Genomic DNA, 14,153 nt, shown 5'->3' on the forward strand with positions numbered 1-14,153 from the left:
CAATATGATTGGCGCATTGATGCTCGACATCGCAGGCACAGAACTTACTCAAGAAGATATTGCACTATTACAAGCACCGCAAGTCGGTGGCATGATTTTATTTGGACGAAATATTGAATCTCCTGCACAAGTTCGCGCTCTCACCGACCACATGCGCCGAATTCGTCCTGATATTTTGATTGCTGTCGATCAAGAAGGTGGACGTGTGCAACGCTTAAAACAGGGCTTTAGCCTACTTCCAGCAATGGGTAAGTTTGGCGAGCTATTCTTAAGCGAACCTGAAAAAGCCTTAAGCTTGGCAGAACAATCTGGTTGGTTGATGGCGACAGAAGTACTTGCCGTCGGTATCGACTTTAGCTTTGCCCCTGTACTCGACCTCAATGACATCAGTGATGTGATTGGTGACCGTGGCTTTGCCAAAAATATTCAAGACATCATACCGCTGGCCAGTGCGTTCCTAAAAGGGATGAAAGCCGCAGGCATGGCATCGACAGGCAAACATTTCCCCGGTCATGGTTCAGTCCAAGCAGACTCGCATGTCGCAGCAGCCATCGACGCACGCACGTATGATGAAATTTATGCTAAAGATATGCAGACCTTTATCAAACTGATGCCACAGTTGGATGCACTCATGCCTGCGCATGTGATTTATAACCAAGTTGATCCAAACCCAGCAGGTTTTTCACCGTATTGGATTCAAACCGTTCTACGTCAGCAACTGGGCTTTGATGGCGTCTTATTCTCAGATGATTTAAGCATGCAAGCAGCATGTGTTGCAGGCGGTGCAGATGCACGTATTCAAGCTGCACTCCATGCAGGCTGTGACATGGGGTTGGTGTGTAATGACCGAACTGCCGCATGTGTGGCTTTGGAGGGGATCAGCCAACTGGCGCTGCCAGACCAAGCTCGCTTAGAACGCATGCGTGGTCAGATTCCAAATATCAGCGTTCAATCAACGCTGCATTTAGGTGAAGATTGGGCCAAAGTACGCGACCAAGTGGAACTATTTAGATTAAGTTAAGCACTTCATCTTTGACTATTTCAACCGCGATATTTCGGACAAAGGGACATCACAAGATGTCCTTTTTTCATTATGATAAACTCAAAATAAATCAACAGGCTTGCTCCGCATTGCCCAAACAACAACGCTAAAACAACAAAATATCGGGTACGGATACCATGACAGATGCTTTATCGGCTCATCGCCACATCTCTTTTACTGCGCACTATACAGGCTATATTTGGTATAGCATGGGCATCTCACATCCTGTATTTGCCACCCGCAAAGGGAAGTTGCTGGCCAAACTGGTACACCCACTCGAAAGTTGGGCCGAAAAACACGTCGGTGGCAGCATGCGCACTACCTTAAAACAGCGTCATCAAATGATTGATGACCACCTCAGCGCGCTGATCCAACAGTACCCAAACTTACAAGTTTTAGAAATTGCCAGTGGCCTGTCTCCACGCGGCTGGAGCTTTCGCCAACAGTATCCCGAGATTGACTATCGTGAACTCGACTTACCTGACATGGCAAAAATGAAAACTCAGGCCTTAAAACAGATCGATCAGACCAGTCCAGCGGTTCTCTCTGCCGACTTATTTAGTACAGATTTTGCCCGTGCTTTTGAGGTGTTTGACCCAAACCGCCCCTTGGTGGTGGTGAGTGAAGGTTTGATCAACTACTTTAGCAAAGACATGCTCGCTCAACTGCTACAAGGCATTGTCCAATACGGACAGCAGTTTGATCAGTTATATTATCTGACTGACCTCTACCCTGAACCTGTGAAAAATAAGCTGGCTAACTTTATCTGGAGCAGTAGCAAGCTTTTAAAATGGATGTCCCGTAGCGCCTTTGGCTTTCACTTTATCAGTCCGCCTGAAGCGGCTCAGTTTTTCAAACAAGCGGGCTTTCATACTGTTACTGTTCACCAACCCACTTTAGCCTTCAATAGTACTCAGGCCGATACTTCAAACTTAGATCAGCAGGACCACTTAGGCGACTTGGTCTGGTTGATACATAGCCAATGGCAAAAGCCCAATCAACTCGAGCAATAAACTTAGTCCCCATAAAAAAAACAGCGATGACACGCTGTTTTTTTATTTTTGACTTTCACTTAACTCACGGCTTCGAGCAACGTCTGTTCTTGTTTCTGACGCCCCACAAAGCGAAGCAGTCGCTCCGCGAGTTCAAAACTGCCATGTTTAAATAAGGCACGAATATATGGTCCATCTTCCGAGAAAATTAAACATTCAATCTGAAACTCGCCTTCTTCATCGCTCAAGTGCAAAGCCAAATCACGCGGATATTTAGCCGCCACAGCAGCTAAGTCTGACTCAAAGCGTAAAAGCACCCCAAAGTAGTTCAAGTCCACCACTTCTGTCGCAATCACCAAGTCTGAATGTCGATAGCTTAAGAAAGTTTCGGGCTGTTGAATCTGAACTCGCTCTTCACCACGACGCTCCATTTCCAACATTTGTGCTCGACTAAAGGGGATAATCCCGTCTAAGTGTTGAATGGACTCGTCCTTCAGAAACGTCGCAAACAAGTGCATGGTTTCATTACGGCGTTGTAGCTGTGGCACATGGTCTGCATTGGCAATTTGCGCATATTCCATGTCAGGACATTGCAACGCAAAGTTGGCATTTTCATGTGGCAAGGTAAAACTGTCATATTGGCCACAGGCCACCAAGACTCTGCACTGTGGAATCGGCACATCGGTGAGGCGAAGCAAACGATTACAGTTGATTTCATAGCGCTCTTGTTCTGTTGCGGTAAACTCCGCCATCTGTCTGAAGAACAAACGCTTGGCTGTGGGTGACATTCTGGTTTTATCCATTTTGGCATGATTGACCAAATACAAAATCACGGCCTGACCAAATTCATCCATGCGTTGTTCACGCATTAAATGTAACGACTCTTCCAGCAACATCCGCCAACTTTTACGGGTCTTTTGCATCACGCCCATTAAAATCATACGGTCAATCAGTTCTGGTCGTTGATCGGCCAGACAAGACGCCACCACTGAGCCCAGTGACATGCCCATCACTGAAACTTTGTCTAATCCTTCAATATCGAACCAAATGCCAAGCATCTTCGCAAGATCACCCAGTTCTAATGTTCCTGCAGACAAGCCCGTATCGATATTACGAATTTGTTGATTGGCACCCATTGAAGGCAGATCAATCAGGACAATCGGACCGGCATCGAGCAATTGCTCAACACAGTATTTGTAGGAATTAAAGTTTTGAAACGCCCCACCAATAATCACGATAGGCGTGCGATGGAATGACTCTGGCCGAGCAATCGCCATATATTCGACTTTCCAGCCCTCAATCCATGTGGTTCGTGCAGGTTCTTTAAAGCTGTTACGATGGTAAACATCGAAAAAACCTAAGCGTAAATTCGCGTCATCCAGCTCGGCATCCCTTTGAATCATAGAATTCATGTTCCTTCCCTCTACTCTTGCCTGTACTTTTTGTTTTGCAAGAAATGCACGATCACGCCTGTCAACGGCAACAGGGTGTTCAGTGTTGTAATAATTATGCAAGGACTTCATGTCCTAAAATTCATTCTATACAGAGCACTGTTTTACACGCAACAGATTGTATAACCGCTCATCATGTTTTAGATAAAAAACAATTTCAAAATATGTATAAGCCCGCCTATACGCTGGATTTTTCATGTAGAGACTATGCGGTCGAGTGTTAGGCTGTTACTATCTTCTGTGAAATTTCTAAGTGATCAACCCGCTATGCAAGAGTCGATTGAACAATATATGCAAACGGTAGGACAGCAAGCACGTCAAGCTTCTCGTATTTTGGCGCGTGCCTCTACCGAAACTAAAAACAACGCGTTGTCAGCTATTTATACTGCTTTAGTCAACAGTGAGCCCACTATTTTAGCGGCGAACCAAGCAGATATGAACAAAGCGCACAGCAACAACTTAGACAGTGCTTTACTTGATCGCTTAGAACTGTCTCCCGCACGCTTTAAAGGCATGTTGCAAGGCTTAAAAGATGTGATTGGCCTCAAAGATCCTGTTGGTGAAATCACCGATATGGCCTATCGTCCGTCAGGAATCCAGCTCGGTAAGATGCGCGTTCCTTTAGGCGTGGTTGGCATGATTTACGAGTCTCGCCCAAATGTGACCTTGGAAGCCGCGTCTTTAGCACTGAAGTCTGGTAATGCCATTATTTTACGTGGTGGTTCTGAAGCGCTCGAATCCAATAAAGCCATTGCTGAAGCCATTCAACGCGGTTTAAAACTGGCGGGTTTACCTGAACATGCGGTTCAAGTCATTAACACCGCAGACCGCGCAGCCGTGGGGCAACTGATTACACTCACTGAATTTGTCGATGTGATTGTTCCACGTGGAGGCAAAGGCCTGATTGAACGTATCAGCAATGAAGCCCGTGTCCCTGTGATTAAACACTTGGATGGGAACTGTCACGTTTATGTTGAAGCGCAAGCTGACCTACAAAAAGCCCTACCGATTGCGCTCAATGCAAAAACTCACCGTTACGGCGTGTGTAATGCAATGGAAACTTTGCTGGTCGATGAAAAAGTTGCAGATGAGTTTTTACCGCGTGTCGCTGAGCTCTACACTGAAAAACAAGTGGAGTTGCGCGGCTGTGCTGAAACTCAGCGCATTTTAGGTGCGACAGTCAAAACGGCGACAGAAGAAGATTGGTACACGGAATACCTCGGTCCAATTTTAGCAGTGAAAGTGGTGTCTGGTATGGAAGAAGCGATTGAGCATATCAACAAATATGGCTCACACCATACTGATTCGATCATTACAGAAAACTACTCTCTAGCTCGCGAGTTCTTGGCTGCTGTTGATTCGAGTTCTGTCATGATCAATGCCTCGACCCGTTTTGCCGATGGTTTTGAATATGGCTTAGGTGCAGAAATTGGCATCTCAACCGATAAAATCCATGCCCGTGGCCCAGTCGGCTTAGAGGGCCTGACTTCACAAAAATGGATTGTGTTTGGTGATGGTCAAATTCGCCAATAGCGCGTCCAACTCATTTTAAAGCATGATGCTCAGCCCTCTTAAGAGGGCTGAGCATTTTTTATATCTAAACATTCTCTGCCTCTGCGAATCCTTAAAATCTAGAGGAAATCATGCTTTTTTTGATGGTCACATTGATTATGCATGTGATTATGTGTGAGTCTAAAATGAAATATCAAAAATAAACAGGAACGCCACAATATATTCAGCTCTTTTCAGCAGATAGCGTGTTATTTTTAAAGGGTTAAAGCTGATGAATAATTCAGCATCATTTCATGAATAAATGAAAATCATGAACCGATAAATTTTAATTATTATTCATCAGACGGTCGATAGTGCTTAAGTCTAATCACCTAAAGTCTATCTTGGACTAAAAATATACACATGATACAACATAAAAAATGATCAAGATTGCATAAGAACGTACTGCATGAAGATCAGTTCTAGGACGGATAATTCAATTAGAATCAGGTATTAAAACGTGTCTACATCAGTATTAGTAATTAACTGCGGATCTTCATCAATCAAATATGCGCTCGTTTCTGAACGTCGTGAAGATCGTATTTTCGGTTTAGCTGAGAACTTAGGTTCTGCTGACGCTCGTATCAAAGGCATTACTGCGGGTGGTCAACCCCTTGAATTGTCTATTCCACATGCCGATCATGAGAAAGCATTGGAAACCATCTTAGAACGCCTTTCACATTATAACCCTCAAGCCATTGGTCACCGCGTGGTACACGGCGGTACATTGACCAAAGCTGAGCTTTTAACAGAAGAAATTGTCGAACGCATTCGTGCAGCAACACCACTAGCACCACTACACAACCCTGCGCACTTGGTTGGGATTGACGCCACTATGCGTTTATTCCCAGAGCTACCACAAGTGGCTGTATTTGATACGGCATTCCACCAAACCATGCCTGCACATGCTTACCGCTACGCTGTGCCAAAGTTCTTATACACTGAGCACAATGTACGCCGTTATGGCTTCCATGGTACAAGCCATGCTTATGTGTCTGAACGCGGTTCAGAACTGGCTGGTAGCTTCAAACAAGGAGGCTGGTTAACTGCACACTTGGGTAATGGTAGCTCTACTTGTGCAATTTGGAATGGACAGAGTGTAGACACGTCAATGGGCTTAACTCCACTTGAAGGTGTCGTGATGGGCACACGCAGTGGTGATGTCGATCCAAGCTTACATAGTTTCCTTGCCAACAACCTAGGCTGGGATATTTATAAAATTGATAAAATGCTGAATAGCCAATCGGGCTTACTCGGGTTGTCTGATCTTTCGAATGACATGCGTACTTTGATTGAAGCCTCAGAACAAGGCAATGAAGATGCAACTTTAGCCATTGAAGTGTTCTGCTATCGCCTCGCAAAATCATTGGCCGCACTAAGCTGTGGTCTACCACGTCTTGATGGCTTATTCTTCACGGGTGGTATTGGTGAGAACTCGGCATATATTCGTGAAAAAACAGTCGCTTTCCTACCGCACTTTGGTTTTAACTTGAGTAAAGAAGCCAATGACAGTTTAAAACGTGGTACCGAAGGTCGTATTGATACAGGTACAGGCCCGCAAATTTGGGTTGTACCGACCGATGAAGAAGGCCGTATTGCCAAAGAAACTGCATCCGTGGCCAATGAGGTGATTCAAACTGCTGCAAAAAAGTCTGAAGACAATGTAGCGATCGCTTAAGCGGTCGTTACATTCCCTCAAGTCTGTTTTAAATTCTTGTATGACGAATAAATATATGAAAACGATTTTACTTGTGCCCACTGGGGAAGGCGTCGGCTTAACATCCGCTTGTCTGGGTTTGGTTTATGCGCTTGAATGCCAAGGTGTTAAAGCTGGATTTTTAAAACCTTTTTCTCAAGAACTCACCACAGGTGCAGACCGTACCACAGCGCTCTATCACCATGTTTCAAAAAATGAAACCGTTGAACCGATTAGTTATCACACCATTTTGCAACAACTCAGTGCAGGTGAAAATGATGAGTTGCTTGAGGATGCGGTTCGTTTGCACCGCGCTATTGCGCGTAAGCATGACCTGATTATTGTTGAAGGCTTAGTCCCGAATAGCCGAGATTCTTTTGCTTCTGAACTAAATGCACAACTTGCACAAGCACTCGATGCCAAAGTCATTATTGTCAGTAATGCAGACATTAATAAACCAAGCGTGACGGCTGAAAAAGTCGATAGTCAACTACGCTACTTTGGGGGTGCGAGTTCAGAGCGAACTGCGGGTGTGTTATTGATGCGCACCAAAGGCTTGCCCGATGACTCAGCACACATTCCAGTGACGTTTGACCCTAGTCTGCGTTTAATCAGCGATACCAATAAATTTATTATTGAGCTCCAAAAGACCCATCCAAAACTCGGATCAGACAAACTCCCTGTGATTGGCTTGGTTCCGTTTAGCAACACGCTTAGCGTACCGCGTATGTCGGACTTGGCTTCACACATTCAAGCGGAATGGATCAATCAAGGCGACGCGACCCAACGTCGTGTGTTGCATAGCAGTTTGATTGCATCGAACATTGAGCACGAACTTCATAAGTTTGTCGCAGGCGAGCTGATCATTAGTGCATCAGATCGTATCGATGTGCTTTTGGCATCTAGCTTAGCCAGCAGTAACGGTATTCCACTGGCAGGTTTGGTCCTAACTGAACACCATACACCAAACGAGCAAGTGCTTACGTTCTGCCAAACAGCGATTAAGCAAGGCTTACCAATTTTACATACAGCGCTCAGCACGTTCGACACGGCGCAGAGCTTAGCCAATCTCAGCAATGAAATTCCGGTCGATGATACGGAACGTGCTGAACAAGTCACTCGTTTTGTATCGAGCCATATCAATGAAGAATGGTTAACGGCAATGTTGAATGGCTCGTACCAACCTCGTCTCTCACCTTCGGCTTTTCGCCATGAATTGGTCCAAAAGTCGATTGCTGCGAAGAAGCGCATTGTCCTCCCTGAAGGCGATGAGCCACGCACAGTTCAAGCGGCGGCTATTTGCCAATCTCGTGGCATTGCACACTGTATCTTATTAGCGAAACCTGAAGCTGTAGTAGAAGTGGCAAAAGCACGTGGTATTGAGCTTCCACATGACTTAGAAATTATCGATCCAGATTTAATTCGTGAAAACTATGTCGAAAAAATGGTGGAACTGCGTAAAGGGAAACTGAACGAGCTGCAAGCGCGTGAACAGCTGCAAGACACTGTCGTTCTAGGCACCATGATGTTGGCACTCGATCAAGTCGACGGTTTGGTTTCAGGCGCAGTACACACCACAGCCAATACTGTACGCCCAGCCTTCCAACTGATTAAAACAGCGCCTGAGTACTCACTGGTCTCTTCCGTGTTCTTTATGCTATTACCCGATGAAGTCTATGTTTATGGCGACTGTGCAATTAACCCAGACCCAAATGCCGAAGAGCTCGCTGAAATTGCGATTCAATCGGCTGACTCGGCAAAGGCCTTCGGTTTAGACCCACGTATTGCAATGATTTCATACTCTACGGGTACCTCTGGTGCTGGAGCTGAAGTTGAAAAAGTCGCTGAGGCAACACGTATAGCGAAAGAACGCCGTCCTGATCTGTTGATTGATGGGCCGCTTCAGTACGATGCAGCATCGGTTGAAAGTGTCGGACGCTCGAAAGCACCTGATTCTAAAGTTGCAGGTCGTGCCAATGTGTTTATTTTCCCAGACCTAAACACAGGTAATACCACTTATAAAGCCGTGCAACGCTCTGCTAATGTCGTAAGTGTCGGACCAATGTTGCAAGGTTTGAATAAACCTGTAAATGACTTGTCTCGCGGGGCTTTGGTCGATGATATTGTGTTTACGATTGCACTCACTGCAATTCAAGCAGAACAACAAGCAACAGCTTAAAGTAACTTGATGTGATCCAAACCATCCAACGGAAAAGTTGGGTGGTTTTTGTTTTTAAAAGAGCTATGTTCAACGAAATAAATGTTTAGAAGAAGCCACACACCTTCAAAATTATTTAATAATTTATCAATATATTAGGTTAAAAACCTACTTCTTTACTTAAAATAATAATCCAATCAAAAAGAAGAGTACCCCCAAAATTGGAATATAAATCCAATTTTTTCTTATCCATTGATTGATCTTAAAATCAATAATCCATCCACGGTCACCTTTCCTCATCATCTCTTGATACTGGTCATTTGATTTTTTTGATAAAGGAAATAAATTTGCTGTGTAAATTGGAAGTAATAACCCACCAACTATCAATAAACAACCAACTATTGAAAGAAATGAAAGCTCCATTATTTTCTTCTCTTGAACTATTTTAAAATGTAATTTTGCGATTGCTACTGTAATCAGCACACGATGTGAAACCATTTTTCACTAAATACAAATTCGTCACTCTCCAGCATATACAATTGAACTGAGTGTAGTACCACCTAATCGTATAGCCTCTCAAACATTCGACTAATGTATATTTACAAGCATAGCCCAAACACAGATAAAACAGTAAGACTTTACTTTTCAGAAACTTAAGAAATATACTCAAGCCATATAATTAAATTCTAAATCATTGGTCTCATAATGAATAAAAAATGGCTTCCAATTCTAATAGTGACAACATTTTCACTGACAGCATGTAATGAATCTAAGCAGCACCAAACACCGCCAGACTCAACCACAACATATACAAACTTAAGTACAGCAAATCTAACTGACATTAAAGCGGATCTTGATGCCCTAGATCAGATTTCGAATAAAAACTCTCAAGCCATTTTGAACGCACAAGATGCACTTAAAGCGGCTCGTCAAAATAAAGAAGTCGATATCATCCCCGCCCTGCTAGAACAACTGAAAACCCATTCTCTTGCTTTTAATACTGCACTAGATGCAACAAACTTCAAAAGCCAAGAAGGTGCTGCGTTACGTGAGAAATTTAATCAAGTCCATTTACTTGGTGTTGAACTGGCACAAGAAAATACTAAAAGTCCACCACAGATGCAGCGTATAACAGCACTTGAAGCAGAAATCAGCGTCATACAACAAAGCTCTATCAATGAAATGAGAGCCTTACAACGCATGGTATATCCTCAGCTAAATACTGGGGCATTAGACAACACCCGACAACAAGCAAAATCAACAGCTGAACTCAATGTTACGGCTCGCACTGCACCGCAGACCACCTCACATCTGAGTCAAGATAATGCCGCAGACATTAAACATGACCTCATTGCACTCGGGGCACAAACAAGTGCAGCTAAACAAGAAGCAGAAAACTCAATGTGGGAGATAAAACATGCGATGGAAAAAAAAGATCTGCGTGCTCTGAAAACTGCAATTGAAAAATCAAACAAGCGCATTCAAAGCCTGAATCAAAATTACGACATGGTATCTCTCAAAAGCTCAGAAGTAGTCGCAGCCCGTGAGAAACTCAAAAAAGACAATAATCTTCAAATTGAAATGGGTAATATTATCTTATCCAGCTCGCCAGATAGACAAAAGTTTGAGGAGTTGCAAAAGAAACGATCCAATTCTCAAAAAATGGTTGAGATTGAGATGGAAGCGCTTCGGATTAAAGCCAATACAGCATCATGATGAGCTCATGCAGATTTGGTTCAAGCTATTGTCAGTAGAAAATTCCCTGACAGCTCTAGATACGACTATGTCCAGTATAGCCAATGATCATAGCGGTAAAGCTGTATACATTTATTTCGCCGAAGTTCTATTCTTTTAAATTGCTATAATGACCTACCTAGTTGATAAAATTGAAAAATGACATTAATAGAAAAAGTAGTCCCAGTTATATTTCGAAATATCAATCAAAGAACAGAAATATTAGTGTTTAAACATCCTATTGCAGGTATTCAAATCGTAAAAGGTACAGTTGAGACGAATGAAGAACTAGAAGAGGCAGCTTTGCGAGAGCTTTATGAAGAATCGGGATTTCTTCTGCACACATTCACTCATATTTGGGTTTACATCATCCATCTGAGCAAGGTCCTAACTGGCATGTATTTATCTGCCATACCACAGAAACTTTAAAAGAGCATTGGACACATTTATGCAATGATGACGGTGGATTAGAATTTAATTTCTTTTGGCACCCTCTGTTTGAGTCACCAAGCGCTGAATGGCATCCATTATTCCAAGAATTACTAGCGTTTATAAAATCAAAATATTGAGCCGTAGCTTAGGGAAGATTTTGATTCACTAAAACTAACAGCTTATAGATTTAAAAGCCCAAAGCTCATGTCTGAGCTTTATAAACTGTAGTGTCTTTAGATCTTCATCACTCAGCTTCGCTTCAACATTTGACTCAGTCTAAACTTAGGCGTTTGAATAAAGAAAATTGCATTACCACATAAAATCAAAATCACCCCAATGACCGCATTCATATGCCATTGATAGCCTTCCCAGATGGTCGAAATCACCAAAGCCACCAAAGGAAATAACAAAGTACTATAAGCTGCCTTACCCGCACCAATCCGTCCAACCAAATAGAAGTAGGCGGTAAAGCCAATCACTGAACCAAAAATAGCCAAATACAATAAAGCACTCACCGCACTGAATTCCATAGCAGGCAAAAACTCGTCTTGTTTAAATCCAGCAATCAATGCCATCAGGATTGAACCATATAGCATGCCATAAGCATTGGTGGTAAAAATATCCAGACCTTGTTTTTGATGACGCGCACTGATCATATTGCCCAGTGAAAAACCATAGGTTCCCAACACACAAAGACCAATCCCCATCAGCGTATGATTGTTTAAGGTACTTCCCACCACATCATGCCAAAACAAGGCGATGATCCCCAATCCACCCAACACAGCCGCAGGATAAAAACGTGTAGACACCTGTTGTCCAAAGAACAGTTTAGCGTTGAGGGTATTAAAAATGACCGCCATCGAAAAAATAACTGCTTCCAAACCACTGCTGATATATTGAACCGCATAATAGAAACAAACAAAGTTAAAACCAAAAATACAGCACGCTTGCAACACACAAAACAGATGGTCTTTTACAGCCAGCTTTTGCAGTTTTCGGCACAACACAATAAAAGCAAACAACACCATAGCCGAAATAAAGAAGCGCCAAAATACGGCTACATTGGTCGATATTCCACTTTGTTGTTGCAGACTAATCGCAATCCATGTTGTTCCCCAAATCACCACCACCAAAGCATACAACAGCGCATTCATACTCTTTAAACCAAACTCAAACCACTCACGCTATTGTGCTTGGTTTAGGACTCTCATTTCTTGCACCTTCTTGTGGTCATTATCATGAACTTGTGATTTTTTATTGATTTTCTGCTATAGATGACAAAATGAAATCAAAGTCCTACACTAGATCTTCCATTTGGCACTGCGTATAGATGATGAAATATCAGATTCTAGATCAATTACAACAACATAAAGCTCAACTCCTCGACTCGGTCGAACTGGGTTCGGGCATGCAGTTAGCCATGTGGCAAAACAACCAAGACCGCGTCAGTGTTTGTAGTAACCACCATACACTCAGTATGTACATTCAAGGGGGATATCACAGCTATCAAAAGACAGCTCAAGGTTGGCATAATGGCGGTGGGCCAGATCATATGTGCTTGATGCCACAGAATTTTGAGTCGACATGGGATCTGCGTGACTCATTGACTTTTGTGCATCTGTACTATACTGAAAAACACTTACAACGCGTCGCTGAACAAGTGTGGGATCGTGAGCCAAGCCAAATTATTTTAAATCCGCAAAGTTTCGTGGCCGACCCACAGATTGCCATGATCTATCGACACTTTTTACTCAATGGGGCTTGGCAAAACCGTGAAAATCACTTGCAGATGAGTACTGCCACAACGCTTCTGCTCAACCATCTAATTAAAAATTATAGCCATACCGAGTGGCAAGCCCCTGAAGTCAAAGGCGGGCTGTCCCCGTATACCCTGAAGCAATTATTAGAATGGATTGATCAGCATATTCAGCAAAGCTTGACCTTATCAGATTTGGCCGAGCAAACTCAGCTCAGTGAATACCATTTTGCCCATATGTTTAAGCAATCTATGCACATGCCACCGCACCAATATGTGATGCAACGTCGACTTGAACTGGCACACCAAGCTCTACAGCACACATCTGCCAATATGACGGACATTTCGGAACAGTATGGATTTAGCTCCAGCAGCCATTTCAGTCATCGCTTTAAAAAGTACTTTGGCTATTCTCCATCCCAAATGCGGAAAAGTGAGAAAAATTAGATCGGATAAACTCACATTCAGCTTATTTATCTAACATCAAAATAAAGCCCATCATTAAACTCGACATTAAAAAACCGAAAAAAGCACTCATCAAATAAGCTTTCCGACGCTCTTGAGCAGATTGGCTCAGGACTTGATGGCGCATTTCCATATGTTGCTTTTCTTCAAAAATCGTCATCTCGACATCATTTTTAGGCGGAGCTTTTTTCAAAAGCAAAGGCAACATTGCAAGCATCATGCAGTAAAAATTAAATTTAAATATATCTTCGACAATGACATTGCCTGCATGCTTTTGAGCCATTAAATAAAACAGGAAAATAGACCACAAGAAAAAGCATCCGATAAATAGCAAGGATGAAGTAGAGGAATAGTATTTCATTGTATTTTTTTAAGATTTGAAACTGGAATCTTAAGGCGTTAAACAATTTTTAGCTAGTTGAAGATTTGAAGATTTGAAGATTTGAAGATTTGAAGATTTGAAGATTTGAAGATTTGAAGATTTGAAGATTTGAAGATTTGAAGATTTGAAGATTTGAAGATTTGAAGATTTGAAGATTTGAAGAAAGCTTAAAACAAAAAAAGAAGATAAAGCTTAAGCCTGATCTTCTTTTTGACCATACATCCAAGTCGCTGCGATATATACACAAAAGCCCGCAGCCATCACTAAACCTGTCAACATGTTCGATGTCCTATTGTTTGATGAATGCATTATGCGAAAGTTTTATGACAACTTTATGACAGTGCTGTCATATTTCGAATATTATTATTTACGCGAATCTCAACTTTTTAAGTCTTTGAAATAAAAAGGACATAACCCAATTTAATTTTCGACTAAGAAAAGCAAAGCAAGTTATGTCCATTTACGAATTTATCATTTCTGTATTTTTAATCATA

At 42.5% G+C, this 14,153-nt stretch carries 11 protein-coding genes and 1 pseudogene; 8 read left to right on the forward strand and 4 right to left on the reverse strand.

Features of this window, described 5'->3' with window-relative positions; all coding sequences use genetic code 11:
• Positions 1–4: 4 nt before the first annotated feature.
• Positions 5–1,021 carry a beta-N-acetylhexosaminidase gene (gene nagZ / locus HYI04_RS06615; protein WP_159153353.1) on the forward strand — a complete coding sequence of 339 codons (1,017 nt, stop codon included), beginning with the start codon at positions 5–7 and terminating at the stop codon, positions 1,019–1,021.
• A gap of 158 nt (positions 1,022–1,179) precedes the next feature.
• The gene (locus HYI04_RS06620; RefSeq protein ID WP_159153354.1) at positions 1,180–2,055 is read left to right on the forward strand and encodes a class I SAM-dependent methyltransferase; all 876 of its coding nucleotides are present in this window, start codon (positions 1,180–1,182) and stop codon (positions 2,053–2,055) included.
• Between the two features lie 59 nt (positions 2,056–2,114).
• Here HYI04_RS06620 and HYI04_RS06625 read toward each other — a convergent pair whose 3' ends face one another.
• Entirely contained in the window at positions 2,115–3,446 is a 1,332-nt protein-coding gene (locus HYI04_RS06625; RefSeq protein ID WP_159153355.1) for an alpha/beta fold hydrolase, read from the reverse strand.
• A 306-nt stretch (positions 3,447–3,752) separates the two neighbouring features.
• Between HYI04_RS06625 and HYI04_RS06630 the strand changes: the two genes are divergently transcribed.
• The 3 genes from HYI04_RS06630 (at position 3,753) to pta (ending at position 8,911) form a co-directional block, all read left to right on the forward strand.
• On the forward strand, positions 3,753–5,018 hold the full coding sequence (locus HYI04_RS06630; RefSeq protein ID WP_004979082.1) for a glutamate-5-semialdehyde dehydrogenase: 1,266 nt from the start codon (positions 3,753–3,755) through the stop codon (positions 5,016–5,018).
• A gap of 478 nt (positions 5,019–5,496) precedes the next feature.
• Entirely contained in the window at positions 5,497–6,714 is a 1,218-nt protein-coding gene (locus HYI04_RS06635; RefSeq protein WP_078389364.1) for an acetate/propionate family kinase, read from the forward strand.
• 55 nt (positions 6,715–6,769) lie between these two features.
• Positions 6,770–8,911 carry a phosphate acetyltransferase gene (pta, locus tag HYI04_RS06640; RefSeq protein ID WP_178896027.1) on the forward strand — a complete coding sequence of 714 codons (2,142 nt, stop codon included), beginning with the start codon at positions 6,770–6,772 and terminating at the stop codon, positions 8,909–8,911.
• A 159-nt stretch (positions 8,912–9,070) separates the two neighbouring features.
• On the opposite strand, the gene HYI04_RS16910 is transcribed toward pta, so the two are convergent.
• Positions 9,071–9,388 carry a hypothetical protein gene (locus HYI04_RS16910; protein WP_256732942.1) on the reverse strand — a complete coding sequence of 106 codons (318 nt, stop codon included), beginning with the start codon at positions 9,386–9,388 and terminating at the stop codon, positions 9,071–9,073.
• Positions 9,389–9,595: 207 nt separating this feature from the next.
• On the opposite strand from HYI04_RS16910, the gene HYI04_RS06650 reads away from it, so the two are divergent.
• Both HYI04_RS06650 and HYI04_RS06655 read left to right on the forward strand, forming a co-directional pair.
• Complete coding sequence (locus HYI04_RS06650; protein ID WP_178896028.1) at positions 9,596–10,606, forward strand: hypothetical protein; 1,011 nt, start codon at positions 9,596–9,598, stop codon at positions 10,604–10,606.
• Between the two features lie 177 nt (positions 10,607–10,783).
• A pseudogene (locus tag HYI04_RS06655) lies at positions 10,784–11,193 on the forward strand (NUDIX domain-containing protein).
• A gap of 111 nt (positions 11,194–11,304) precedes the next feature.
• Here HYI04_RS06655 and HYI04_RS06660 read toward each other — a convergent pair.
• Positions 11,305–12,210 (reverse strand): DMT family transporter, encoded by a 906-nt coding sequence (locus HYI04_RS06660; RefSeq protein ID WP_178896029.1) that lies wholly within the window; start codon positions 12,208–12,210, stop codon positions 11,305–11,307.
• Between the two features lie 179 nt (positions 12,211–12,389).
• Between HYI04_RS06660 and HYI04_RS06665 the strand changes: the two genes are divergently transcribed.
• A complete protein-coding gene (locus tag HYI04_RS06665; RefSeq protein ID WP_159153403.1) occupies positions 12,390–13,259 on the forward strand; it encodes a helix-turn-helix transcriptional regulator in 870 nt (289 codons plus the stop codon).
• A gap of 22 nt (positions 13,260–13,281) precedes the next feature.
• On the opposite strand, the gene HYI04_RS06670 is transcribed toward HYI04_RS06665, so the two are convergent.
• On the reverse strand, positions 13,282–13,587 hold the full coding sequence (locus tag HYI04_RS06670; RefSeq protein WP_227509185.1) for a hypothetical protein: 306 nt from the start codon (positions 13,585–13,587) through the stop codon (positions 13,282–13,284).
• Positions 13,588–14,153 lie beyond the last annotated feature (566 nt).

It is taken from the genome of Acinetobacter sp. SwsAc2 (assembly GCF_013391465.1).
Taxonomy (GTDB): Bacteria; Pseudomonadota; Gammaproteobacteria; order Pseudomonadales; family Moraxellaceae; genus Acinetobacter; species Acinetobacter johnsonii.